Annotated in this window: 25 protein-coding genes; 22 read left to right on the top strand and 3 right to left on the bottom strand. The window is 62.4% G+C overall.

Annotation, left to right across the window (positions count from 1 at the left end):
* Positions 1-86: 86 nt before the first annotated feature.
* The 21 genes from J3P73_RS31225 (at position 87) to J3P73_RS31125 (ending at position 20,195) form a co-directional block, all read left to right on the top strand.
* Positions 87-1,175 carry a fatty acid desaturase family protein gene (locus tag J3P73_RS31225; RefSeq protein WP_185828669.1) on the top strand — a complete coding sequence of 363 codons (1,089 nt, stop codon included), beginning with the start codon at positions 87-89 and terminating at the stop codon, positions 1,173-1,175.
* A gap of 21 nt (positions 1,176-1,196) precedes the next feature.
* On the top strand, positions 1,197-1,511 hold the full coding sequence (locus tag J3P73_RS31220) for a MocE family 2Fe-2S type ferredoxin (RefSeq protein ID WP_003548266.1): 315 nt from the start codon (positions 1,197-1,199) through the stop codon (positions 1,509-1,511).
* An 11-nt stretch (positions 1,512-1,522) separates the two neighbouring features.
* Entirely contained in the window at positions 1,523-2,749 is a 1,227-nt protein-coding gene (locus tag J3P73_RS31215; RefSeq protein WP_130764152.1) for an NAD(P)/FAD-dependent oxidoreductase, read from the top strand.
* 26 nt (positions 2,750-2,775) lie between these two features.
* Positions 2,776-3,591 carry a 3-methyl-2-oxobutanoate hydroxymethyltransferase gene (locus J3P73_RS31210; protein ID WP_185828668.1) on the top strand — a complete coding sequence of 272 codons (816 nt, stop codon included), beginning with the start codon at positions 2,776-2,778 and terminating at the stop codon, positions 3,589-3,591.
* A 29-nt stretch (positions 3,592-3,620) separates the two neighbouring features.
* Positions 3,621-4,619 carry an NUDIX hydrolase gene (locus J3P73_RS31205; RefSeq protein ID WP_185828667.1) on the top strand — a complete coding sequence of 333 codons (999 nt, stop codon included), beginning with the start codon at positions 3,621-3,623 and terminating at the stop codon, positions 4,617-4,619.
* A gap of 69 nt (positions 4,620-4,688) precedes the next feature.
* Positions 4,689-5,660, top strand: coding sequence for a quinolinate synthase NadA (gene nadA, locus J3P73_RS31200; RefSeq protein WP_130706813.1), 972 nt, complete (start codon positions 4,689-4,691; stop codon positions 5,658-5,660).
* Positions 5,657-7,198 carry an L-aspartate oxidase gene (locus tag J3P73_RS31195; protein ID WP_185828666.1) on the top strand — a complete coding sequence of 514 codons (1,542 nt, stop codon included), beginning with the start codon at positions 5,657-5,659 and terminating at the stop codon, positions 7,196-7,198. The genes nadA and J3P73_RS31195 overlap by 4 nt, the downstream gene beginning before the upstream one ends.
* Complete coding sequence (gene nadC, locus J3P73_RS31190) at positions 7,176-8,099, top strand: carboxylating nicotinate-nucleotide diphosphorylase (RefSeq protein ID WP_130693219.1); 924 nt, start codon at positions 7,176-7,178, stop codon at positions 8,097-8,099. The genes J3P73_RS31195 and nadC overlap by 23 nt, the downstream gene beginning before the upstream one ends.
* A gap of 690 nt (positions 8,100-8,789) precedes the next feature.
* Positions 8,790-8,993 carry a hypothetical protein gene (locus J3P73_RS31185; protein WP_163857230.1) on the top strand — a complete coding sequence of 68 codons (204 nt, stop codon included), beginning with the start codon at positions 8,790-8,792 and terminating at the stop codon, positions 8,991-8,993.
* Between the two features lie 17 nt (positions 8,994-9,010).
* Complete coding sequence (locus J3P73_RS31180; protein ID WP_130673901.1) at positions 9,011-10,000, top strand: ABC transporter substrate-binding protein; 990 nt, start codon at positions 9,011-9,013, stop codon at positions 9,998-10,000.
* A gap of 5 nt (positions 10,001-10,005) precedes the next feature.
* A complete protein-coding gene (locus J3P73_RS31175) occupies positions 10,006-10,779 on the top strand; it encodes an ABC transporter ATP-binding protein (RefSeq protein WP_018071607.1) in 774 nt (257 codons plus the stop codon).
* A 4-nt stretch (positions 10,780-10,783) separates the two neighbouring features.
* A complete protein-coding gene (locus tag J3P73_RS31170; RefSeq protein WP_018071608.1) occupies positions 10,784-11,578 on the top strand; it encodes an ABC transporter permease in 795 nt (264 codons plus the stop codon).
* A gap of 86 nt (positions 11,579-11,664) precedes the next feature.
* Entirely contained in the window at positions 11,665-12,660 is a 996-nt protein-coding gene (locus tag J3P73_RS31165) for an isopenicillin N synthase family dioxygenase (protein WP_024321734.1), read from the top strand.
* A 2-nt stretch (positions 12,661-12,662) separates the two neighbouring features.
* Complete coding sequence (locus J3P73_RS31160) at positions 12,663-13,634, top strand: LysR family transcriptional regulator (RefSeq protein ID WP_020397509.1); 972 nt, start codon at positions 12,663-12,665, stop codon at positions 13,632-13,634.
* 32 nt (positions 13,635-13,666) lie between these two features.
* Positions 13,667-15,019 carry a cytosine deaminase gene (locus tag J3P73_RS31155; protein WP_185828664.1) on the top strand — a complete coding sequence of 451 codons (1,353 nt, stop codon included), beginning with the start codon at positions 13,667-13,669 and terminating at the stop codon, positions 15,017-15,019.
* A gap of 186 nt (positions 15,020-15,205) precedes the next feature.
* Positions 15,206-15,433, top strand: a complete 228-nt coding sequence (locus J3P73_RS31150) for a hypothetical protein (RefSeq protein WP_244666069.1) — start codon at positions 15,206-15,208, stop codon at positions 15,431-15,433.
* Positions 15,434-15,650: 217 nt separating this feature from the next.
* Complete coding sequence (locus tag J3P73_RS31145) at positions 15,651-17,597, top strand: AfsR/SARP family transcriptional regulator (protein ID WP_050566552.1); 1,947 nt, start codon at positions 15,651-15,653, stop codon at positions 17,595-17,597.
* Between the two features lie 105 nt (positions 17,598-17,702).
* Positions 17,703-17,846 carry a hypothetical protein gene (locus J3P73_RS31140; protein ID WP_207580060.1) on the top strand — a complete coding sequence of 48 codons (144 nt, stop codon included), beginning with the start codon at positions 17,703-17,705 and terminating at the stop codon, positions 17,844-17,846.
* A gap of 13 nt (positions 17,847-17,859) precedes the next feature.
* The gene (locus tag J3P73_RS31135; protein WP_018071613.1) at positions 17,860-19,122 is read left to right on the top strand and encodes a YcaO-like family protein; all 1,263 of its coding nucleotides are present in this window, start codon (positions 17,860-17,862) and stop codon (positions 19,120-19,122) included.
* On the top strand, positions 19,119-19,862 hold the full coding sequence (locus J3P73_RS31130; RefSeq protein ID WP_018071614.1) for a TfuA-like protein: 744 nt from the start codon (positions 19,119-19,121) through the stop codon (positions 19,860-19,862). Before J3P73_RS31135 ends, J3P73_RS31130 begins: the two co-directional genes overlap by 4 nt.
* A 66-nt stretch (positions 19,863-19,928) precedes the next feature.
* Positions 19,929-20,195 (top strand): hypothetical protein, encoded by a 267-nt coding sequence (locus J3P73_RS31125; protein WP_018071615.1) that lies wholly within the window; start codon positions 19,929-19,931, stop codon positions 20,193-20,195.
* Between the two features lie 69 nt (positions 20,196-20,264).
* Here the strand turns inward: J3P73_RS31125 and J3P73_RS31120 are convergent, their stop codons facing one another.
* The 3 genes from J3P73_RS31120 to J3P73_RS31110 all read right to left on the bottom strand — a co-directional run bounded on the left by J3P73_RS31120 (position 20,265) and on the right by J3P73_RS31110 (position 22,572).
* Complete coding sequence (locus J3P73_RS31120) at positions 20,265-20,669, bottom strand: helix-turn-helix domain-containing protein (RefSeq protein WP_018071616.1); 405 nt, start codon at positions 20,667-20,669, stop codon at positions 20,265-20,267.
* Positions 20,670-20,872: 203 nt separating this feature from the next.
* Positions 20,873-21,709, bottom strand: a complete 837-nt coding sequence (locus tag J3P73_RS31115) for an amidohydrolase family protein (RefSeq protein WP_185828663.1) — start codon at positions 21,707-21,709, stop codon at positions 20,873-20,875.
* 77 nt (positions 21,710-21,786) lie between these two features.
* Positions 21,787-22,572, bottom strand: coding sequence for an IclR family transcriptional regulator (locus J3P73_RS31110; protein WP_018071618.1), 786 nt, complete (start codon positions 22,570-22,572; stop codon positions 21,787-21,789).
* Between the two features lie 405 nt (positions 22,573-22,977).
* Here J3P73_RS31110 and J3P73_RS31105 point away from each other — a divergent pair, with 405 nt between their 5' ends.
* Complete coding sequence (locus J3P73_RS31105) at positions 22,978-23,712, top strand: SDR family oxidoreductase (RefSeq protein ID WP_018071619.1); 735 nt, start codon at positions 22,978-22,980, stop codon at positions 23,710-23,712.
* The last annotated feature ends 23 nt before the right edge of the window (positions 23,713-23,735 follow it).

The raw sequence follows: 23,735 nt of genomic DNA, 5'->3' as shown, positions 1-23,735 counted from the left end.
GCTTTTGATAGATTATATCAAGCCTGCATTGAGCGCTTTCCAAAGTCAACCTATTCTCCTGGCAAGGGCATAACGGGAGGCGGATAATGGCGACCCAGACGAAGAAACGTGACTACGACCTTCTCGGCGAAAGCGGCCGCACCGCCGTCGAGACGGGACTGGCGGCAGCCGAATGGTATCACACCGACATTCCCCGCAAGGAGATGAAGGCGCTGATGCAGCGCTCCGATGCGCCGGCGATCCGCGACACGATCATCTGGCTCGGCGCCATGGCAATCTTTGCCGGGCTCGGCATCTATTTCTGGGGCTCCTGGGTGGCCGTGCCCTTCTTCCTTGCCTATGGCGTGCTCTACGGCTCGGCCACCGACAGCCGCTGGCACGAATGCGGTCACGGCACCGCCTTCAAGACGCGCTGGATGAACGATGTCGTCTATCAGATCGCCTGCTTCATGATCATGCGCAACCCGGTGACATGGCGCTGGAGCCATGCGCGCCATCATACCGATACGGTCATCGTCGGCCGTGATCCCGAGATCGCCGTGATGCGGCCGCCGGATCTCTTCCGGGTGGTGCTTAATTTCTTCGGCATCCTCGATGCCTGGCATGCGATCGTCGATATGCTGCGCAATGCCTTCGGCGTCGTCAGCGCGGCGGAAAAGACCTTCATTCCCGAGATGGAGCAGCCGAAGGCGATCCGCATTGCCCGCATCTGGCTGGCGATCTATCTGGTGGCGATCGCAACCGCGATCGCCATGGGTTCGATCCTGCCGCTGGTATTGATCGGCCTGCCGCGCCTCTATGGCGCCTGGCACCATGTGCTGACCGGACTGCTGCAGCATGGCGGCCTTGCCGACAATGTCATCGATCATCGGTTGAACAGCCGCACGGTCTATATGAACCCGATCAGCCGCTTCATCTACTGGAACATGAACTATCACGTCGAACATCACATGTTCCCGATGGTGCCCTACCACGCGCTGCCCAAGCTGCACGCGATGATCAAGCACGACCTGCCGGCCCCGAACCCGTCGATCTGGTCCGGCTATCGCGAGATGATCCCGGCCTTCCTGCGCCAGCTGCGCAACGAGGATTATTTCCTGAAGCGCGACCTGCCGGCCACCGCGCGGCCCTATCGCGAGGAATTCCACAACGAGCTGGCCCCGGCCGCGCAATAACGACAATCGAGGGAGGACAAGATGAGCGGAAACTGGATCCAGGTCTGCGACAAGGACGAGATCGACGAAGAGGATGTCATCCGCTTCGATCACGACGGGCGCACCTTCGCAGTCTATCGCAGCCCGGACGACGAATTCTTCGCAACCGACGGGCTCTGCACGCATGAACATATCCATCTCGCCGACGGGCTTGTCATGGATGAGATCATCGAATGTCCAAAGCATAATGGCCGCTTCAACTACAAGACGGGCGAAGCCAAGGGGGCGCCGGTCTGCGTCAATCTCAAGACCTATCCTGTCAAGATCGAAGACGGTGCCGTCTTCATCTCGCTCTGACGGAGGCCGGCATGGCTCACTACGTCATCCTGGGAGCGGGCGAATGCGGGGCGCGCGCCGCCTTCGCTTTGCGGGAAAAGGGCTTTGCCGGCGAGATAACGCTGGTTGGCGCCGAGCCGCTTCCGCCCTATGAACGGCCGCCGCTTTCGAAGGCCGGCTCCACCGATGCAAGCGATCCGAAATTCATCGCCGCGGCGGAAAAATATACCGAAAACGGCATCCGGCTGCTGACCGGCCTGGAGGCCAGGCATTTCGATCCCGCATCCAGGACCGTCACGCTTTCGGACGGGACGGCGCTCTCCTACGACAAGCTTCTGCTTGCAACAGGTGCGGCCGCGCGTTCGCTCCCCGGTGCGCCGCAGGGCAGCCGGCATATTCGCTCGCTGAGGACGCATCACGATGCCGCGGCGCTGCGCGAAGCAATGAAGCCGGGCCGGCATATCGCCATCATTGGCGGCGGGTTCATCGGACTGGAACTTGCGGCAACGGCGCGGCTGCTTGGCGCCGAGGTCACCGTAATCGAAGGGCTGGAACGCGTGCTGAAGCGCGGCGTGCCGGAGGAGATCGCCCATCTCATCACCGAGCGCCACCGCGCCGAGGGCGTCGATATCCGCTGCGGCGTCTCCATCGAGGCGCTGACCGAGGAGACCGGAAAAGCCATGATCCGATTGTCGACCGGAGAGGTGATCGAAGCCGATCTCGTCCTCGTCGGCATCGGCGCACGGCCGAATGTCGAGATCGCCGAAAGGGCGGGCCTCGCCATCGACAATGGCATTGCCGTCGACACTTATCTCCGGACTTCAGCAGCTGATGTCTTTGCGGCCGGCGACTGCTGCTCCTTTCCGCTGCCGATCTATGGCGGCCGGCGGGTGCGGCTGGAATCCTGGCGCAATGCCCAGGAGCAGGGCACATTGGCCGCGGCCAACATGCTCGGCTTTAACGAAGCCGTTTCATCAGTGCCGTGGTTCTGGTCGGATCAATACGACATGACGCTGCAGATATCGGGCCTTGCCGAAGGGGCAGCCATGCATCAGCGCCGCGATCTCGGCGCAGGCGCCTTCATTCTTTTCCATCTCGACGCCGACGGACGCTTGATCGCCGCAAGCGGCATCGGACCGGGCAATGCGGTGGCGCGCGATATCAGGCTCGCCGAAATGCTGATCGCAGCGCGCGCCCATCCGAACCCGGCAGCACTGGCAGCCAGCGACATCAAGCTGAAATCCCTGCTGGCCGCCTGAGCTCTCCGATATTTTCAAAGGAATTGATGATGAAGAAACATAGACGCGCAACCGTCGCCGATCTGCTTGCGGAAAAAGGCAAGCGCCAGCTCACCATGCTGCGCGTCACCTCGCTGGAGGAGGCGGACGCCGCCGAAAAAGCGGGGATCGACATCGCCTCGGTGCCGCCCTCGCTGCTCGGGCCGGTCTTTCGCGAAATCGCCCCCACTCTCTTTGCCATTCCGGGGCTCGAATATGGCGACCATGTCTCAGCCGAGGACTATCTGCGTGCGGCCTTCGCGGCACTGAAGGCAGGCGGCGATGCGGTCTATTGCGCCGCAAGCCTGCAGACGATCCGGCGCATGCGCGATGAAGGCATTCCCGTCTGCGGCCATCTCGGGCTGATCCCTTCAAAAGCGACCTGGACGGGCGGCTTCCGTGCCGTCGGCAAGACGGCGGCGAGTGCGGCCGAAATCTGGCGGCAGACCAAGGCCCTGGAAGAGGCCGGCGCCTTCGCCGCCGAAATCGAAGTCGTCCCAGGGGATGTCGCTGCCGCCATCAACAGCAACACCTCGATGCTGATGATCTCGATGGGGGCAGGCAGCGGCTGCGACGCCCAATATCTCTTCGCCGACGACGTGCTCGGCGCCAATCGCGACCACACTCCGCGCCATGCCAAGATCTATCGCGACTTCGCCGCCGAACACGACCGGCTGCAGCGCGAGCGCATCGCCGCCTTCACCGAATTTGCCGAGGATGTCAGGACCGGCGCCTATCCGGAAAAGCGCCATCTTGTCGGTATCGATGATGCGGAACTGGAAATCTTCCTGCAGGGGCTGAAAAGCGAGACGGGCAACAGCTGAAGGCAAACGCGCTCCATTGCCTCGATGATGTGGGAAGCGCCGCAAAGGCGCTTCCTCACCATTGGCTTCCGTCCCGGCCTGTGTCAGGAATTATCCGTTCGATTCATTCGGAACGGAGTATTCGGTCCCCTGTGACGATCGGCTTTGCGCATGCGGAATTGATTGCGGTGCTCGTCGCGGTGACGGGGGACGAACCGCGTGTGATGACCATCCGCTCCGGCAACGCGCTGCCATCAGGCCCTTTCGAGATGGGGCATCGCACCCTGCAATCGGGCCTGCGCGAATGGGTGCAGGAGCAGACGGAACATCCCGTCGGCTATCTCGAACAGCTCTATACCTTCGCTGACCGCGACCGGAACAACGACATCCCCGGCGGGCGGACGATCTCGATCAGCTATCTCGGCCTCGTCAACGAGCAGTCGGGCGCCGGCCGGCCGGGATGGCACGGCTGGTACGAATATTTCCCCTGGGAAGACCATCGGCAGGGACGGCCGGCCGTGCTTGACGAGATCATGGCGCGTCTGGGGAGCTGGGCCGATGCCGATCCGGCAAGACGCGACCATCGCCATCGCCGGGCGGATTTCACCTTCGGCCTTGATGGCGGCGGCTGGAACGAGGATCTGGCCCTGCAGCGCTACGAACTTCTTTACGAGGCGGGGCTCGTCGCGGAAGCCGGATGCGGGGCGGAGGCCAATCTCGGCCGGGCAATGTTTGCCGATCATCGCCGCATTCTCGCGACCGGCATCGCCAGGCTGCGCGCCAAGATTAAATACCGCCCCGTCGTCTTCGAGCTGATGCCGGAGAACTTCACGCTGCTGAGGCTGCAGCGCACCATCGAAGCCTTGGCAGGGCTGACGCTGCACAAGCAGAATTTCCGCCGCCTCATCGAACAGCAGGATCTCGTCGAGGAAACCGGCGGAACCGAAAGCGAAACCGGCGGCCGGCCGGCCAAGCTCTTCCGCTTTCGCCATACCGTTCTCGAAGAACGGGCGCTGGCAGGAACGAAATTACCGCTCTCCCGCAATTGACATATGCTCACCGTGAGAATATCTCTTGGCCTATGATATGCTCAAGTGGAGCATAATTAGGAGCCGGTCATGAATTATCCTGTTTCCGCATCCTCGCTCTACGAGCGCGTTAGCCGCGTCATTCCCAAAGCCGAATGGATGACATTCGAAAATGACGTCGACGCGATCCTCGAGCTCAAGCGCCGCCGCAACGCCGTCATTCTCGCGCACAACTATCAGACACCGGAGATCTTCCACGGCGTGGCCGATATTGTCGGCGACAGCCTGGCACTTGCCCGCAAGGCGATCGAGGTCGACGCCGATATCATCGTGCTTGCCGGCGTGCATTTCATGGCCGAGACCGCCAAGCTGCTGAACCCCGGGAAAACAGTATTGATCCCCGATCTCGGCGCCGGCTGTTCGCTGGCGGATTCGATCACGCCGGAGGATATCGCCCTGCTGCGCCAGGCCCATCCCGGCGTGCCCATCGTCACCTATGTCAACACCTCGGCCGCGGTGAAGGCTGCCTCCGACATCTGCTGCACCTCGGGCAATGCCAAGCAGGTAGTAGAATCGCTCGGCGTGCCGAAGGTGCTGATGATCCCGGACGAATATCTGGCACGCAACGTCGCCCGCGAAACTAATGTCGAGATCATCGCCTGGCATGGCCATTGCGAGGTGCACGAACTCTTCACCGCCGAGGATGTGCGCCAGCTGCGCGAAAACCATCCGGGCGTCACAGTACTCGCCCATCCGGAATGCCCGCCCGAGGTGGTGGCCGAAGCCGATTTCGCCGGCTCCACCGCCGTGATGTCGGACTATGTCGGCAGGCAGAAGCCGGCGCGCGTCGTGCTGCTGACCGAATGCTCGATGAGCGACAATGTCGCCGTGCATCACCCTGATGTCGAGTTCATTCGCCCCTGCAATCTCTGCCCGCATATGAAGCGGATCACGCTGGCCAATATCCGCGCCGCACTCGAGGAAAATCGCCACGAGGTCACGGTCGATCCGGCAATTGCGGTGGCCGCGCGGCGCGCCGTCGAGAGGATGCTGGCGATATGACCGAGATACTCGAGCATCTCACTGGACGCACGGTGATCGTCGGCAGCGGCATTGCGGGGTTGATGACCGCGCTGACACTGGCGCCTGAACCCTCCATCATCGTCACCCGCGCGGCCCTTGGCGCGGAGACATCGAGCGCCTGGGCGCAGGGTGGCATCGCCGCCAGCATGGGCGCCGACGACAGCGCAGCGCTACATCTTGCCGATACGCTTGCGGCCGGCGACGGGCTCTGCGATCCGGCCATTGCCGCCGGCATCATCGCCGAGGCCCCGGCGGCGATCGCCGCGTTGGAGCAAGCCGGCGTGCGTTTCGACAGGAATACCGCAGGAGACCTCTCGCTCGGCCTGGAGGCAGCCCATAATCGCCGCCGTATCGTCCATGCCGAAGGCGACGGCTCAGGTGCGGCGATCATCGCCGCGCTGATCAAGGCGGTGATGGAAACGCCGGCCATATCAGTGCTCGAAGGTTTCGAGGCGCGGCGGATTCTGATGGACGGCGAGCAAGTCGCCGGCCTGCTTTGCGCGACCGCGAATGAAGCCGCCATTCTGCCGACCTCGAAGGTGGTGCTCGCCACTGGTGGCATCGGCGGGCTTTACGACGCGACCACCAATCCGATGGGTAACTTCGGCCAGGGGATCGCGCTCGCAGCAAGGGCGGGTGCCGCGCTCGCCGATATGGAATTCGTCCAGTTCCACCCGACCGCGCTCGATTCACGCCGCAGGCCGCTGGCGCTCATCAGCGAGGCGGTGCGCGGGGAGGGGGCTTTGCTCGTCAACGAACGCGGCGAACGGTTCATGGCCCGCATATCCGGCGCCGAGCTTGCACCGCGTGACGTGGTGGCGCGTGCGATCAGCGCCGAAATCGCCCGCGGCGGACGAGTCTTTCTCGATGCCCGCGATGCTCTCGGCAGCCGCTTTGCCACACGCTTTCCTGTCATCTCGAGCCTTTGCGGCGAGGCCGGCATCGATCCGGCGAAAGACCTCGTTCCTGTGCGTCCGGCCGTTCACTATCACATGGGCGGTGTGGCCACGGATGCAAATGGCCGCAGCTCGGTTCCAGGTCTCTGGGTCGCCGGAGAGGCGGCTTCGACCGGCCTGCACGGCGCAAACCGGCTTGCCAGCAATTCGCTGCTGGAGGCGGCTGTCATGGGCATGCGGGCGGCGCGCGACATATCAGGCGTGCCCGCAGGTGCCATCAGCACCAGCTTCGCCGAGAGACTGCCGGCGGCTGCCGATGCATCGCTCGTCCGGCCGATCGTCTCGCGCCATCTCGGCGTGCTGCGCAATGCCGGCGCCATTCATGGCGCGATCGCCGCACTGCTGCCGCTTGCCGAAGGCAACGGCCCTGCCGCCGATCCGGCCATCGTCGCGCTGCTGATCGCCGTCTTTGCCAGCCTGCGGATGGAATCGCGCGGCGCCCATGCCCGCACCGATTTTCCGCTGAAGCTCGCCAATGCCAACCGGCGCCGGATGTGCCTTTCCGATGTTCTGGAGATCGCCCGCGCGACGCCGCCCTATGCCCTTGCAAGGAGTGCCTGAGATGAGCCTCGTTCCCCTTCCGCGCCTGATCGTCGAGCCGCTGGTGCGGGCGGCCCTGCTCGAAGATCTGGGTCTTGCCGGTGACATCACCTCGGCCTCGGTCATTCCTCGCGATCACCGTTCCACGGTGGTGATGGCGGCCCGTCAGCCGGGCGTGATCGCCGGTCTCGATGCCGCCGAACTCGCCTTCACCCTCGTCGATCCCGAGATCGTCATGCGCCGCCATCTTCAGGATGGCGATGCGGTCAAGCCCGGCGATGTGATCGCCACCATCGAGGGGCCCTCGCGTGGCCTGCTGAGCGGCGAGCGCACCGCGTTGAATTTCCTCGGCCACCTCTCCGGCATAGCGACTGTGACGGCTGAGGTTGCCGCTGCCATTCGGGGCACCAGGGCTTCCGTTGCCTGCACGCGCAAGACGACGCCGGGGCTGAGGGCGCTGGAGAAATATGCGGTGCGGGCCGGCGGCGGTATGAACCACCGTTTCGCGCTTTATGACGCGGTGCTGATCAAGGATAATCACGTCGCCATCGCCGGCGGCGTCACTGAGGCGATCCGCCGGGCGCGGGCAGGCGTCGGCCATATGGTAAAGATCGAGGTCGAAGTAGACACCCTCGATCAGTTGCATGAAGCGATGGAGACCGGCGTCGACGCCGTGCTGCTCGACAATATGACGCCGGATCAACTGCGCGAGGCCGTCGCCATCGTCGCCGGCCGGGCCATCACCGAAGCGTCCGGCCGCGTCACGCCGGCAACGGCCGCCGCCATCGCGGCTTCCGGTGTCGACCTCATTTCGGTCGGCTGGTTGACGCACAGTGCGCCGGTGCTGGATATCGGGCTTGATTTCGTAGAGGCCACAACCGCTACGGAAGTAAGCCCAAGACGGATTGCACAGGTGCTGTAATCCTCAGGCGTGTTTCGGCTGGACCTCCTTGTCGCTGTCGAATTCCAGCAGTTCGATCATCACGGCGAGATCGGGCACCGTGTCGTAATAGGCATAGCGTCCGTGGACTGACGATGCCGTCGCTAGAGATATGCGGGTCCCTCAGCCGTTGAAACAGCTGAATCGTAAAGGTGACGGCCCCAAAGTTCCCTTCTCGACTGCGGCTGAAACGCCAATTCATGATCATCTGGGCGATCTCGTGCGCTTCGGCATATGCTCGAGTTCAACTTCAGACATGCTGACGGCCCAAGGCAATGGGCGATCGCCTGCATACGAAGGAGGCATTGGAAACCGTCCAGATGCGGGTCGCTCACAAGAAAAAATGCGCCGGAAAACGCAGATGCAAGCTGAAGGTGCGACAAGAAAATTACGAGCTAAGCGCTCTAAATATTAGAACGCTTATTTCTTCAGCCGCCGCCCCGCTCGGCTGCAGAGGAATTTATGCTTTGATTTCAATCCAATAGATGACGTGCCTGCCCACCTCAACCTCAATGCTGTGAATTTCGCCTGTTTTTTCAGCACGAGAATTGAAGCGTTTAAAATCTTGCAGAACGCCGGAAATTCATGAGACAAAAGACCTGCGAGTAGAAGCGGTCTGAGCCTCGGTTCTGGACATTGCTCGACGGGTAAATCTGTCGAGGAGATGTCCTAATGCAGGGAAAAACCAGTGATCTCGCCCCGAAATCCGCAGAGATCGACGCTGGAGCTGGTCACCTTCGCGCGCATCGTTGCTTTGCATGCCTGAGCAGCAAGCGTTCTGAAAAACGCGATTGCGCAATTGCCAGGCTCGTCGCGGATGGCTTCGATCCGGAGCGCGTCGCCAATCACTATCCGTCCTTAAAAACCGAACACTAGTTGCGAAAGGTCGACCCATGTCCCGCACCAAGCTTGCCTTCTATGCACTTGCCGCAACCCTTTCTGCCGGCGCCACCTCCGCCGCCGACAAGGTGATCTTTCAGCTCGATTGGCTGCCGGGTGGCGACAAGGCGCCGATCTACGTCTGCATCCAGGAAGGTTTCTGTTCGGACGCCGGCCTTGAGGTGGAGATCGCCTCCGGTCGCGGCTCGACCGACGCCATCTCGCGCCTTGCCGCCGCGTCCTCCGACATCGGTGTTTCCGATATCGGCGCCCTGATGGCCGCCCGCGCCAATGAAGGCGTGAAGGTAACCGCCGTCATGTCGCTGTTTAACAAGGGGCCGCATGCCTTCTACGTCGCCAAGGGCGGTTCGATCGCAAGTGTCGCTGACGTCAAGGGCAAGACGATCGCGACCTCGCCCTTCACATCCTCGAATGTCTACCTGCCGCTGGTGCTCAAGGATGCCGGCATCGACATGGCGGATATCAAGCTTATCAAGGCCGATCCCGGCGCACTCGGCCCGATGCTGATGACCGGCAACGCCGATGGCATCATCGCCTGGATGACCGACCTGACGCGCTATAGCAACCAGGGCAAGGAAGCTGGCAAGGAGATCGTTGCCCTGCCATGGTCGGCAGCCGGGCTCGAGCTTTATTCCGCATCTCTCATCGCCAGCGACGATTTCCTCGCCAAGCGTCCGCAGGTCGCCGCCCGCTTTATCGCCGCCTACAAGAAATCCGTCGAGTTCGCCAAGGCGAATCCGGAGAAGGCTGCCGCTGCTGTCACCGCCATCGTACCGGAACTCGGCTCGGAAGATGTCCAGGGTTCCCTCAAGGACACGCTGCCGTTGATCTTCAACGAGGTGACGGAGAAGGACGGCCTCGGTGCCTTCGAAACCGCCCGCCTCGCCGAAACCTGGCGCCGTGTCTCTGAAGCGCAGGACATCGATCCGGCCAAGCTCGATCCGGAAACCACGGTCAACCGCACCTTCGCCGTAGCGGAGTAACCGCCATGGCGATGCCCGCTATCCGCTTCGACAGGCTTGGACAGGTTTTCGAAACCCGATCCGGGCGCACGGAAGCCCTGCGCGACGTCAGTTTCGATGTGGCCCGGCATGAGTTTGTCTCGATCCTCGGCCCTTCGGGCTGCGGGAAATCGACCCTACTGCGCATGATCGCCGGCCTGTTGAAGCCCACGTCCGGCTCGGTAGACGTCTTCGGTCTGCCGGTGACGGCCCCGCGTGACGACATCGGAATCGTCTTCCAGAAGCCGACGCTGCTTCCCTGGGCGACTGTGGAAGACAATGTCGTGTTTCCCGCCCGCCACAAGACCGGCCGGGTAACGGCAGAGGAGCGCGGGCGGGCGGGTGAATTGCTGAGCATGGTCGGGCTTGCCGGCTTCGAGAAGCGCCTGCCGGACGAACTGTCCGGCGGCATGCAGCAGCGTGTCGGCATCGCCCGCGCGCTGCTGATGGACCCGGATATCCTGCTGATGGACGAACCCTTCTCGGCGCTGGATGCCCTGACGCGCGAGGTGATGGGCTTCGATCTGCTGCACATCTTCTCCGAACGTCCGAAGACCGTGGTCTTCATCACCCACTCCGTCAGCGAGGCGGCGCTTCTGTCCGACCGCGTTTTGGTGATGACCGGACGGCCGGGCTCGATCCTGACCGAAGTCACCGTTCCCGTCGGCCGGCCACGCGGCCCTGAAACTGCAAAGGACAAGGCGATCCATGACCTCTCCGATTACCTCCGCGATCTCCTCCTCACCCGTCATGCGGCGTGAGGCCATGCAGAGCCGTACGCCGGTCGCGCTCCTCAAGCAGCTGCTGGCATTGCCGGGCATCACGACCGCCGCGGCCCTGATCGGCACGGTGCTGCTATGGGAAGCGGCGGCGCGGCTCCTGTCGATCCCGACCTATCTGCTGCCGCCGCCAAGCGCGATCCTCGGCTCGTTCTCCTCCATCGGCTTCGAGCGCTGGATGGGTCACATCGCCGCGACGTTGCGGGTGGCGCTGATCGGTTATGCGATGTCCATCGTTATCGCCATTCCACTCGCGGTGGTCATGATGCGATCGCCATTCCTGTCGCGAACGCTCTATCCGCTGCTCGTCGTAGTGCAGTCGACGCCGGTGGTGGCGATTGCGCCGATCATCATCGTCGTGCTCGGGGCCGGCGATGCGCCACGCATCGTTATCACCTGTCTCATCACCTTCTTTCCGCTCGTCGTATCCACCGCAACGGGCCTTGCGGCAACCCCGCCGGAGCTGATCGAGCTGTCGCGAAGCCTGCGCGCCTCGGGCTTCCGCGAGATCACCCAGATCCGCCTGCCGTTTGCGGTGCCCTACATCTTCTCGGCGCTGAAAATCTCGATCACGCTTGCCGTCATCGGCGCCGTGGTTGCGGAGTTCTGCGCATCCGAAGCCGGCGTCGGCTATTTCATCCAGCTGTCGACCTCCCTGTTCAAGCTGCCACAGGCCTGGGCCGGCTTGCTGGTGCTCGCCGCCATGTCGCTCTTGCTGTTTCAGGCCGTGGTCCTGACGCAGAAGCTCCTCTTTCCCTGGAGTCTGCCGAAAAACGGCTGAACCCATCCGGAGTAGAAGCAGTCCGGCCTTGCCCGGACATTGCTCCTCAACCGCCGGTTCGCCGGCATTCACGTAAGGAGAATGATATGAATATCCAGACAGACACCCTCGCGGAACTCGCCAAGGAAGCGACCATCGGCGGCATGGGCACGACCGTTGACCGGGAAATCCCCGTCATCGACCTTTCTGACTTCGACATCCGCAAGCACGAGATCGCTGATGCACTCTGGCAGGCCTCGGTCGATATCGGTTTCTTCCAGGTCTACAATCACGGCATCGCCCAGGACGATATCGACGCGGCCTTCGAAACGGCCTGGACATTCTTCGCACTGCCGGCGGAGGTTAAGGCGAAAACCCCGATGCCGAAGGGCATCAATGCCGGCTGGGAATTCAAGGCGCAGGTCCGCCCCTCCACCGGTACGCCGGATAACAAGGAGAGCTTCCAGCTCACCCGGCCGGACATGATCCGCCTCAACCTGTGGCCGAGCGAAGACGATCTTCCGGGCTTCCGGGAAAAGATGCTCCGCTTCGAGCGACAGAACTGGGAACTCGGCATGCGCATCCTCTCCTGCTTCGCGCTGAAGATGGGCTTTGCCGAGGATTTCTTCACCAAGGCGCATGACCCGTCTTCGGACCAGTATCAATCGACGCTGCGCCTCATCCATTACATGTCGATGGAAGGCGCCAAGCCGGAAGACTTCTCGTCGTGGCGTGCCGGCGCGCATTCGGACTTCGATTGCTTGACCATCCTTCACCAGAAGGAGGGCGAAGGCGGGCTCCAGGTGTGCCCGGGCAAGGATGCAGCCCTGAAGGAATGGACGGATGTTCCACCGCGCAAGGGCTACATCACCTGCAACATTGGCGACATGCTGATGCGCTGGTCGGACGACCAGCTGCAGTCGACGCTGCACCGGGTGCGCATGCCGCGCGAGAATGAGTACATGGGCCGCCGACTGTCACTGCCCTTCTTCTGCCAGGCAAACCGCGATGCCGTCATGCAGGGTCCGCTCGGCAAATACGAGGCGATCACCGCCGGCGAATACCTGACCCGGCGCATCAACGCCAATTTCGCCAAGAAGTAACGTTGAAGATGGTCCGTTGCGGTGACATCGTGGAACAGTCAATCCGACTCCCGTCAGGCAACGGACCCATCATGCTTCATGGACGCGCGCTGCGTTATATCGACGAGGTGGCCCGACAGGGCTCCATCCGCAAGGCGGCAAAGACATTGCATGTCGCCGCCTCTGCGGTGAACCGCTATATCCTGGAGCTTGAGGAAGAGCTGCAGGCACCCATTTTCGAGCGCCTGCCGCGCGGCCTGAAACTGACGAGTTCCGGCGAGATCCTCATCCAGCACATTCGCGAGACACTGCAGGCGCATCAGCGGATGCGGGCGCAGATCCAGTCCCTCAAGGGGCTCAATCGCGGCGAGGTGGTGCTGGCGACCATGGCAACGCTCGCTGCGGGCCGGGTTGCCGAGATCGTTGCCGCCTACCGAGAAAAACATCCGCAGGTCAGCCTGCGGATCATGGTCGGCGACCGGACGACTGTTGCGGAGATGGTTGCGCTCGGCCAGGCCGATCTCGCCATTGCCTACAACCTGCCGGACGATACCCGGCTGCAACGCGCCGCCGAATTCCGCCATGCGCTGGGAGCCGTCGTCGCGCCCGCCCATCCCCTCGCAAACCGCAAGACCGTGCGCATGTCCGATTGCCTGCTCTATCCGCTGGTTCTGGCGGATCGATCGCTGTCGCTGCGCGAGGTCGTCGAGGCGACTGCCCCGGCGCGTGCCACCCTTGTTCCCGTCGTCGAGACCAATTCGATGGAACTGATGAAGCGCCTTGCCCGGACAACGCCTCACATAACCTTCCTCAACCGGCTCGATGTCGACCGCGAAATGGCGACCGGCGACCTGGTCTTCATTCCGCTGACGGGAACCGGCTCGCTGCAACGGCTCAATATCCTCCACCGCGCCCGCGGCTCGCTTTCACCCGCCGGCAGCCATTTTATGCAATTCGCGCAGGAGCGTCTGCTCGCCTCGTTCGACGAGAGCTGACCGCTCGGCAAGCCATCCGATAGAGACCCACCATGAACGATCTTTCCCTGTTTCCCACCCTTGCCGCCCGTCTGGCGAGACAGGAGCGCGTTCGTCTTGCGAAGGCGCGCGTCCCGGTCGCGCTGCTTGCAGCTGACGTGCCTGGTGGTGGGGAGGTAGACCGGGACGGTTCCGCCCTCGTCGATATTCTGGTCGAGAACGGCAGGATCGCAGCGATAACGCCGGCCCTTGCCGATGGTGGCGAAGATGCAGTCGCGCTCGACGGCCGCCATGTCTGGCCGCTTCTGATCGACGCGCACGCCCATCTCGACAAGGGCCACACCATGGGACGTGCGCCCGATTCTGGCGGCACGCATCCCGGCGCGCGCGCCGCGACGACGGCGGACCGGCTTGCCCACTGGAATGCCGACGACCTCCTGCGGCGGATGGAATTCGCTCTTGCAACGGCTGACGCCCATGGCGTGGCCGCTATTCGCACCCATCTCGACAGTCACGAGGGGCAGGCGGAAATCACCTGGAGCGCGTTTGCCGAAACGCGCGAACGTTGGAAAGGCTGCATCACCTTGCAGGCTGCCGGCCTCGTGCCGCTCGATGCCTATCGCGACGACTATGGCACCCGCCTTGCCGATATCGTTGCCGTCCACGGCGGCTTGCTCGGCGGCGTCACCCGCGCCTCCGGGGGCACCCATGGGTCAGGCCTCGACGACATCGACCTGCTGCTCGACCGGTTGTTTGCGCTGGCAAAGGAACGGGAACTGGATGTCGATCTACATGTCGACGAGGCGGCACAGGCCGATGCCCTGCCGCATGTGGCGCGTGCCGCCATCCGCCACGGTTACGAGGGGCGCGTGACGTGCGGCCACTGCTGTTCGCTTGCGCTTCTGGGCGAGCAAGAATTGCGCGACACGATCGCGCTGATCGCCGATGCCGGCCTCTCGATCATCACGCTGCCAACCGTCAACATGTATCTCCAGGATCGCGAAAACGGCCGCACGCCGCGCTGGCGCGGGGTCACGCCCGTGCAGGAATTGCAGGCGGCTGGCATTCCGGTCGCTGCGGCCGGCGACAATTGCCGCGATCCGTTCTTTGCCTATGGCGATCACGACATGCTGGACACCTGGCGGCAAGCGGTGCGCATCCTGCATCTCGACCACCCTTACGCGGATGCGCCCGCTCTTGCCGGCCCGGCTCCCGCTGGCATCATGGGCATCGACGCCGGTACGATCGGCGTCGATCGTCCGGCAGACCTGATGATCCTGGAAGCCTGGAGCCTCGACCAGGTTATCGCCCGTCCGCACTCCGACCGCGTCCTCCTCCGCAAGGGGATCTTCGCCAACAGGACATTGCCCTCCTACAGCATGCTCACAGATTTCCAGACCGCGTGAGCCGCTCTCTAGGGAGCAAAAAAAGGGACTGGCGAAGCCCACCGGTCCCCCTTGTCTGTTCAGTCCCGATGTCCGCTAATGACCGCCGATACCAGACCTCCCGGTGCTGGGGCCGCTTTCCGTGCCTGGATCTTCCTGAACAGGAAGAAATAGAGCTTGATGTACTGGCCGACCAGGATCGCGTTGATGGGCATCGTCAACTTAACGAAGGGTGGACTTCGCTGTGAGATCGTTAAGTTTACGATGCTCGTACCACTTTCCCGCGAGATAAAGGCTGAGCATATCGTCACCGAGCATGACAATCCGGCCGATTGGCGCCGCTTCGCCCGGCCTTCGATCGAGCCATCAAAGCGCTCGGACTACACGGTGGCTGCAATTTGGTCGAGAACAGCCCGTGATACGGACCGTCAATAGCTCAATAACCTGCCGCCAGGGAACGCAAACCGTATCCTGATGACAGTGTTGATCAAGCATCCCCCGCGCGAGTGACACGCGAATATGCAAATATTCGACGAAATTTCTGCTTTTTAAAGCAAAACCGCTATGCGCCGGGCTCTTATGGCTCTAACATGTCTTTGATTGGTCGGTGCGCTTGTGCGCCTTGGCTTTCAGGGGTGAGAACCGAGATGCGATGGACATCCGGAAGATGCTGACGAACAGGCTGTGCCTGCTCGGAAGACCGCGATTGCTGGCGGCGGGGAAGGAACTCCCCTTGCCGGAGAAGTCTTATTTTCTCCTCGCCATGCTCGCCGCCGAACCCAATTTCGAACTCGACCGCGAAACCGTCAGGCGACAGCTCTGGCAATCGGAGCTGCCGGAAAAACGAGCCGGCAGCCTGCGCCAGCTGCTGGCGCGCATCGAGCAGAGCGTTCCCGCCGGCCTTCCACCGCTGCTTGCCGCGACCCGTACCCATATCGGCCTTGCCGATGGCTGGGAGGTCGACGTTCATATCCTGAAACAGAAAGGGCCGCTTGCACCCGAAGACGGCGGCCTGCTGAACGGCGAATTGCTCGAAGGCGTCAAATCGCCGACGCAGGGCGCCGAGGACTGGCTGACCTATGAGCGCCAGCGTGTCGGTGAACTGCGCTCAACCCATCTCACCCGGCTGGTCGAGATATCGGAAGACAGATCGGATGAAGAGCAGGTCACGCTTGCCAGGCGCCTGCTGGAACTCGACCCTGCCAGCGAGACGGCCTATCGCGCCTTGATGCGCACCTATGTCAGGATGAACGATCCGGCAGCGGCGCGTCAGGCCTATCTGAAGTGCAAGAGCCAGCTGAAGGACGATTTCGACACCGAGCCGGAAGAAAGCACTACCGCTCTTGCCCGCGAACTTAACCTGGCGCCGGCAGCACAGGCGACGTCGGGACATCCTCAGTCGGCGCTTAACCTTTCCGTCGGTCCGCTTGGTCAGCCGCGTATCATCATCCTGCCGCCGGAAAGCATTTTCACAGATCCGCTGATGGAGCGCGTCGGCAGGGCCCTTCTCGAAGACGTCACCATCGGCCTTAGCCAGCAGCGCGGCTTCAAGGTGATCGCGGCGCATACCAGCCTGGAGATCCTCAGCCGTTCGATCGATCCGTCGCGTGCCGTGCCCGGTCCGCTCGACCTCAGCTTCGACTATGCGGTCTACGTCACCATCCAGGGCCGCGACGAGGATGTCTTTGCGACCTGCCGGCTGACGCGGACAACGACATCTGAGGTAATCTGGGCCATCGAACTGCCGCTGGTCATGCAGAAGATCAGCGAATCCTTCGCGCATCTGACGCGGCGGATCGTCTCGTCGCTCGCCGACACGATCGAGCGTCACGAACTGGCGATACCGATCGGCGAGGCGCCGCCGTCCGCCTACCGTCTCTACCTGGAAGGCAAGCGGCTGATTGCCCAGACCGATCTGCAGCATCTGCGCCAGGCGCGCAAATGGTTCAAATCCTCGCTCAATCGTTATGAACATTTCTCTGCCGCCCATGCCGGCATGTCGCGCGCGCTCGGCATGGAATGGCTGATCCGCGGCATGCGGGACAAGGAACTGCTCGACGAGGCGAACGGTGCTGCCCGGCAGGCGCAGCAATCCGACCCGAACAGCGGCCGGGCTTACCGCGAGCTCGGCTTCGTGGCGCTTTATCGCCGCCGCTTCGACGAAAGCCTGGAATATTTCCAGCAGGCCCAGGATCTCAATCCAAACGATGCCGATATCCTCGCCGATTTCGCCGACGCGCTATCCCATGATGGCGATTTCGATCGAGCACTGGAGCTCAGCCGTGCTGCCTTCAAACTCAATCCGCTGCCGCCAGACTATTATTACTGGAACCTCGGCGGCATCCACTTCATGCGCGAAGAATATGAAATGGCGATCGAGGCGCTGGAGCCGGTGAAGGCGAAGCAGGCAACAGCCCGTCTGCTCGCCGCGTCGCATGCCATGGCAGGCGATACGGGCAAAGCCAGGAATTACGCCAGGGTGGTGCTGGAAAACTTCCCCGATTTCCGCAGCGAGGAGATCCGCCATTTCGTCCCCGATCGCGATCCCGCCTATACGGAACCGCTGATAAAGGGCCTGCAACTTGCTGGTCTTCCGTGATGCACGGCCTTTTAACGAAGCCTGTAACGCTTAAATGACGGAGGCAATGTTTCTTTCCGATGGTTAACGGCAGCAAGGCGCTGCCCAACCAATCGGAGATGGAACATGAAGACGAATGCTGAAACCACCGCAGCTCAGACACAGTCGCTGCGCTTTACTGCCGCCGCCAGGGCAGCCCTGAAGCAGGACGAACTCAACGTTTCCGCCAATGCGCTCGAGAGCCTGACGCATGCGCTGAGGTTCCGCTAAGGAACAGATCGTTATGTCCGCTTTCACCGACCTTGAAACGCTTGCCGGTGACCTTAAACGATCATCGGCCGGTGTCAGCGATTATCATGACCGCGCGGTCACGCCGGCTCAGACCCTCGCGGCCATCAGGCCGCATCTGCGCGAATTCGGCATCACGCGCGTCGGTCTGCTGACAGCACTCGACGTCTTGAACATCCCCGTCGCCTTCGCAACGAGGCCGAACAGCCATACGCTCTCGGTGTTTCAGGGCAAGGGTATCGACAATGATGCCGCCATGACCTCGGCGGCGATGGAAGCGGTCGAGACGCGGATCGCCGAAATTGCCCCCGCCGACCTGACGCAGGCGACGGTCGACAGCATGCGGGCGGAGCATGCGGCGATGGTCGATCTCGACAATGTCGCACGCTGCGCGCCCGACGAGATCGGCAGCAGTCCTATTGCCTGGTGCACGGGGCTCGACATCCTTTCCGGCAGCAGCGTCTTCGTGCCGTGGTGGCTCGTCGGACTCGACCATCGCGGCGAGAGGCCGGCGGGCTTCGAGCAGTCGAGCGATGGGCTCGCCTCCGGCAACACGCCGTCCGAAGCGGTCCTGCATGGGCTTTGTGAGCTGGTGGAGCGCGACGCCTGGGCCTTGACCCAGCTGAAATCGCCTGAGCGGCTGAGGGAGAGCCGCATCGACCCCGCCTCCTTCGGCGATGCGGTCATCGACGTCATGACCGACCGGATCACGCGCGCCGGCATGAAACTGCTGCTGCTCGACATGACGACGGATATCGGCGTTCCCGCCTTTCTGGCCGTCATCATGCCAGGAAATCTTTCCGACCGTGTCGACGCGCGCTGGTCGCATGTTTGCGGTGGCTGCGGCTGCCACCCCGATCCCGTGCGCGCCGCGCTGCGTGCCATCACCGAAGCGGCGCAGAGCCGGCTGACCGCGATCGCCGGCAGCCGCGACGATTTCTCGCCGCGCATCTATCAGCGGCTCGACCGGAGTGCGGCGATGCAGCAGGTGGTCGAACTCTGCGAGGGCGATGGCCGGATGCGCTCGTTCCAGGCCCGCCATCGCCGCCCGGCGACGATCCAGGAATCCATCGGCCATATTGCCGATCGGCTGACGGCGACCGGCATCGAGCAAATCGTCGTCGTGCCGTTTCCGCATCGAGCCCTGCCGATCTCGGTCGTCAGAGTGATCGTGCCGGGACTGGAGGTCGATATATCAGGCCAATACATTCAGCTCGGCATGCGCGCGGTCAACACCATCAGAGGAGCTGAATCATGAAGGTGCTGTTCGTCGGCCCGAGCCTTGGCAGTGATCTTGCCGCGGCGAGAGCCATGTCTCCTTGCATCGATTTCCGGCCGCCGGCCGCCGCCGGAGACATCCTGAAGGCCGTTCGGGACGGCGCCACCGCGATCGGCCTCGTCGACGGCTATTTCGGCGATCTGCCTTCGGTCTGGCACAAGGAAATATTGTACGCACTCGAACATGATGTCGCCGTTGCCGGCGGGGCCAGCATGGGGGCGTTGCGGGCAGCAGAATGCGCCCCCTTCGGTATGGTCGGGCTCGGCTCGATCTTCGAAGATTACGAGTCCGGACGGCTGCTCGACGATGAGGCCGTCGCGTTGGTGCATGCGCCGCAGGAGCTCGGCTGGCTGCCGCTTTCCGTTCCCTGGGTCGATTTCGAGCCGACGATCGATGCGCTTTACGCCAGCGGCGAGATTACGCCCGGCGAGCGCAAGAAGCTGTTGCTGGCCGGCCGGTTTTTGCATTTCTCCGAGCGCACCTATGCGAAGGTGGCCGACGAGTGCCATTTCCGCAAGCCGCGCCGCGACCATATCCTCGCCGCCATCCGCGGCAGCCGCGTCGAGCGCAAGCGCAACGACGCGCGACTGGTGCTGGACTGGCTGCGCCGGGATAAATTCCTCCCCGTCAACCGTGACTGGCGCTTTGCCGCGACCTCACATTGGGAGCTTCTGCATGCCGAAGTCACGCGCAATTCGGTTCCTGTAACGCTTGAATAACGGTCGCGGCGGAAAGATGCAGCACAGTTGGAATCGTAGGGTTCCACGACCAAAGAGGCGGGAACGATGTTTGATCAATACAACGAGGGTACCGGCAGCGAATACGCAAGGATCTTCCGGCTGCTGTCGGCAGCCAAGGATGAGGCTGAAAAGCTTCAGCTGCGTAACCTGATGCACCTGACGAACATGGCGCTGCTGCAGGTCGTCATCGATTGGGACGGCTTAGATCCCGACAGGGAGCTTGACGTCAATCTCGAGAAACTGCTCGGCAGCAAAGCCAAGATCGCAATGAAGGATGCCAGCGAGAATCTAATCCTGATCGATCGCCATTGAGCCCGATCGATTGCTATTGATCCTCATGCCTGATGCCTCATGCGGTCCGTTTGGATCGCGTGAAGGACTTTACTCAGCCGCTTCAGAGTCCAACTGTTCGGTGTGGGCAATCGCCTGGACGAGCTTCAGGATCTTCTTGCGAAGCGCTTCGTTCTTGATCGAAAAGAACGCCGCATTGAGAAGCACGCCTTCACGCGAAATAACGAATTCCTCGCTCGGAGCGGGGTTGTCGTTGGCCGTATCAGGAGTCGACATGTCGTCGAAAAATGTCCTGACGTCGACCTTCAGCGCGCCGGCGATTTCGACCAGCATGCTGGCGGAAACGCGGTTGGAACCCTTTTCGTATTTCTGGATCTGCTGGAACGTTACGCCGACACGATCGCCCAGTTCCGTCTGAGAAACTTTCCTCAACAGACGCTGGATACGGATCGTCTTTCCGACGTGAACATCGACGGAATGCGGTGCTTCTTTCATCTCATTTTCCCTTCTGAAGGCAGCGGACAAGGGGGTATTCGCCATATCCGTGTCAACAACTTTTAGCCGAGATAAATAAGGCTAGCAATTGCTTGCATGTAGATAGCGTTAAGGCCGAAAAACGGGCGTTTTTTGTCCCGGAATGGTACAAAAAACATGCCGAAATGGCACGACCAGGAGACCGGTCGCTTTATTTTGTGACGTCAGAGCGACCAGAGGCGCTGTGCGTTGGCGAAAAGCAACTTCGAGCGCTCTGCCTCGCTCACGCCGGAAAGCATCGCATGGGTTGCCGCGACCCAGGTAGAGAGGCCGCCACCGAGCGTGCAGACCGGCCAATCGCTGCCCCAGACGACGCGGTCCCAGCCGAAACTTGCGATCACATGTTCGATATAGGGCCACAGCGTTTGCGCCGTCCATGTCTTCGCATCGGCATAGGCGACCACGCCGGAGACCTTGCAGACGACGTTCGGCCGCCGGGCAATCTCTGATATGCCGGCCTTCCATGGCTGGAAGGCATCAGAGCGGATATCCGGCACGCCGCAATGGTCGAGCACGAACTGCACGTCGGGCGCAAGATCGACGAGGGCGGTCACACGGCCCGCTTGATGCGGCAATGTGCAAAGGTCGAAGGTCAGGCCGCTGCCGCTGATGCGCCTGATGTTTTCGCGAAACAGGGCGCCTTCGGAGACATCATCAGGCACGACATGCAGCACGCGGCGGAACCCCTTGACGAAGGGATCGGCCTTTTGCCGCTCGAGATAGGCGGCAAAGCCTTCCTCTTCCGGCCGGCAGGAGACGATGGCGCCGGTAATCAGACTGCCTTCCTTGTTGGCGATGCCGGCGACGTGATTGGTCTCGGCCTGCATGGCGGCGGGATCGACGTCGACCTCCATATGCAGCGCCGTGGTGATGCCGCAGCGCCCGGCCTCAGCCGCATAGGTCTCGTAGAGGAAATCATGATCGAGAGCGGGCACGCCAGAGAGCCAGGGATAAGGCAGGGCCGATCGATCGATGATGTGCAGATGGGTGTCGATGAACACGCTCTTCTCCTCCCAGAGTGGTTTTATGGCAAACCTATTCCTGGTGAATGGATTGTTCAAATAGAAATTCTTAGGCCTCAGTCGGGGTTAACGACATCGGCGCCGGCAAGCAGCGAAAGCTGGGCGGCGGTCTTCTGCACCAGTGTGATCGCCTGCGTGATGTCGGGAGCGGACGGCGCATTGACGAGCGCGATAAAGGGGCAGGTGAGGGCGGCGATGCAGCGGCGGTCCGGTCCAAGAACAGGAGCGGAAAGATTGTAGACGCCTGATGTCTGGGCGCTCGCCATCATCTCGTAGCCGCGCTCGCGGATCTGGTGGAGACGATCGTAGAATTCGGGCCCGAGTTCGATCTCCGAGCGGCTCCGCACATGTTCCGAGATCATCATCTCCCGCTCCTCCTCGCTACGGAAGGCAAGCAGCACATGTCCTGAGCCGGTGTCGAAGAGGCTGATATGGGCGCCGATGCGGATCGAGAATCCCCAATAGTCCGGCGCCTCCTGCTGGGCGATGACGACAGCCGCGCCACGATCGAAGACGGCAAGATGATTGGCCTGGCGCGTGCGCTGGGCGAGATCGCGCATCAGCGGCGTGGCATAGGAGGCGAGCCGGCGCACCGGCGCGTGCAGTTGGGCAAGACCGAAGAGCTTCAGTGTCAGCGAATAGCGGTCGCCATCCAGCCGGGTGACGTAACCGCGGCGCACCAGCCGGTCGAGCATGCGGTAGAATTCGTTGGGGCTGCGGTCGAGTCGCTTGGCGATTTCGGCCTGGGTCAGGCCACTGTCGACGCCGGCGAGCAATTCCAGGATATCGAGGCCCTTGTCGAGGGCAGGAGCGCGGTAGCGGTCGGACTCGTCGGTCTCCATTCCTTCCTCCTGTGAATATTATTCTGCATATACGCAGAACCGCAGCCGGAAAAGGAAAACTTCGCACTTGACCCTTGGCCAATCGTCTGTTTGTCTATAAACAGACAAATCATCACTGAAAAAGGTCGATCGAAAGCGAACGACGGAAGGACCGAAGGCGCCCCGAGCGGCAGGATCATAAGCAAGCCGGGGACAGGGAGGAAGACCGTGCAGCGTATGGGAATGGTCATCGGCCCTGCCGCCGGCGGAGATCGCCAAAATCGCAGCCAATCGGCTGAATCTCCCGCTGATCTGCCTGTGCAACAGCGCCAACTCCTCCATTTAACGCAGAGAGCCGCGCACCTGCGGAAGCAGACCGGTACACTCCATCGTCCAGCGTAGACAATTTCAGAAAAGGCCCGTGACATGACAAACAGACTTTCCGGCAAGACCGTTCTCATCACCGCCGCCGGTCAGGGCATCGGCCGGGCGACGGCGGCAGCCTTTGCCGCGATCGGCGCCAAGGTCCACGCGACGGATATCAACACCGAGGCGTTGGCGACGCTTGCCGCCGAAACCGGCGTTTCCACCCATAAGCTGAACGTGCTCGAAGAGGATGCGGTCAGGGCCCTCGTCGCCGAGATCGGCGCGGTCGACGTGCTGTTCAACTGCGCCGGCTTCGTCCATGCCGGCTCGATCCTCGAGATGAAGGATTCCGATCTCGAATTCGCCTTCGACCTCAACGTCAAGGCGATGATCCGCACCATCCGCGCCGTGTTGCCGGGCATGATCGAACGCAAGGACGGAGCGATCATCAACATGGCCTCCGTCGCCTCCAGCATCAAGGGCGTGCCGAACCGCTTCGCCTACGGCGTCACCAAGGCGGCGGTGATCGGGCTCACCAAAGCCGTCGCCGCCGATTATGTCGGCCAAGGTATCCGCTGCAACGCCATCTGCCCCGGCACGGTGGAAAGCCCGTCGCTGCAGGACCGCATGCGCGCGCAGGGCGATTACGATGCGGCGCGCGCCGCCTTCATCGCCCGCCAGCCGATGGGCCGGCTCGGCTCACCGGAGGAGATCGCCGATCTCGCCGTCTATCTCGCCGGAGCGACCTACACGTCGGGCCAGGCGATCGCCATCGACGGCGGCTGGACGATCTGATTTCAGCTGGTGCGGCCGGCCCG

This window comes from Rhizobium ruizarguesonis (assembly GCF_017357285.1).
Taxonomy (GTDB): domain Bacteria; phylum Pseudomonadota; class Alphaproteobacteria; order Rhizobiales; family Rhizobiaceae; genus Rhizobium; species Rhizobium ruizarguesonis.
The sequence above is the reverse complement of the archived record's forward strand: the minus strand, read 5'-3'. Positions and strand labels throughout refer to the sequence as shown.

Coding starts and splice junctions, on each gene's coding strand:
- J3P73_RS31130 (WP_018071614.1), top strand. CDS start 19,119: ATGAAGGTGCTGTTCGTCGGCCCGAGCCTTGGCAGTGATCTTGCCGCG.
- J3P73_RS31210 (WP_185828668.1), top strand. CDS start 2,776: ATGATGAAGAAACATAGACGCGCAACCGTCGCCGATCTGCTTGCGGAA.
- J3P73_RS31145 (WP_050566552.1), top strand. CDS start 15,651: ATGGACATCCGGAAGATGCTGACGAACAGGCTGTGCCTGCTCGGAAGA.
- nadA (WP_130706813.1), top strand. CDS start 4,689: ATGAATTATCCTGTTTCCGCATCCTCGCTCTACGAGCGCGTTAGCCGC.
- J3P73_RS31155 (WP_185828664.1), top strand. CDS start 13,667: ATGAACGATCTTTCCCTGTTTCCCACCCTTGCCGCCCGTCTGGCGAGA.
- J3P73_RS31220 (WP_003548266.1), top strand. CDS start 1,197: ATGAGCGGAAACTGGATCCAGGTCTGCGACAAGGACGAGATCGACGAA.
- J3P73_RS31225 (WP_185828669.1), top strand. CDS start 87: ATGGCGACCCAGACGAAGAAACGTGACTACGACCTTCTCGGCGAAAGC.
- J3P73_RS31170 (WP_018071608.1), top strand. CDS start 10,784: ATGCAGAGCCGTACGCCGGTCGCGCTCCTCAAGCAGCTGCTGGCATTG.
- J3P73_RS31175 (WP_018071607.1), top strand. CDS start 10,006: ATGGCGATGCCCGCTATCCGCTTCGACAGGCTTGGACAGGTTTTCGAA.
- J3P73_RS31140 (WP_207580060.1), top strand. CDS start 17,703: ATGAAGACGAATGCTGAAACCACCGCAGCTCAGACACAGTCGCTGCGC.
- J3P73_RS31215 (WP_130764152.1), top strand. CDS start 1,523: ATGGCTCACTACGTCATCCTGGGAGCGGGCGAATGCGGGGCGCGCGCC.
- J3P73_RS31105 (WP_018071619.1), top strand. CDS start 22,978: ATGACAAACAGACTTTCCGGCAAGACCGTTCTCATCACCGCCGCCGGT.
- J3P73_RS31120 (WP_018071616.1), bottom strand. CDS start 20,669: ATGAAAGAAGCACCGCATTCCGTCGATGTTCACGTCGGAAAGACGATC.
- nadC (WP_130693219.1), top strand. CDS start 7,176: ATGCCCTTGCAAGGAGTGCCTGAGATGAGCCTCGTTCCCCTTCCGCGC.
- J3P73_RS31180 (WP_130673901.1), top strand. CDS start 9,011: ATGTCCCGCACCAAGCTTGCCTTCTATGCACTTGCCGCAACCCTTTCT.
- J3P73_RS31135 (WP_018071613.1), top strand. CDS start 17,860: ATGTCCGCTTTCACCGACCTTGAAACGCTTGCCGGTGACCTTAAACGA.
- J3P73_RS31165 (WP_024321734.1), top strand. CDS start 11,665: ATGAATATCCAGACAGACACCCTCGCGGAACTCGCCAAGGAAGCGACC.
- J3P73_RS31185 (WP_163857230.1), top strand. CDS start 8,790: ATGCAGGGAAAAACCAGTGATCTCGCCCCGAAATCCGCAGAGATCGAC.
- J3P73_RS31110 (WP_018071618.1), bottom strand. CDS start 22,572: ATGGAGACCGACGAGTCCGACCGCTACCGCGCTCCTGCCCTCGACAAG.
- J3P73_RS31195 (WP_185828666.1), top strand. CDS start 5,657: ATGACCGAGATACTCGAGCATCTCACTGGACGCACGGTGATCGTCGGC.
- J3P73_RS31125 (WP_018071615.1), top strand. CDS start 19,929: ATGTTTGATCAATACAACGAGGGTACCGGCAGCGAATACGCAAGGATC.
- J3P73_RS31150 (WP_244666069.1), top strand. CDS start 15,206: ATGGGCATCGTCAACTTAACGAAGGGTGGACTTCGCTGTGAGATCGTT.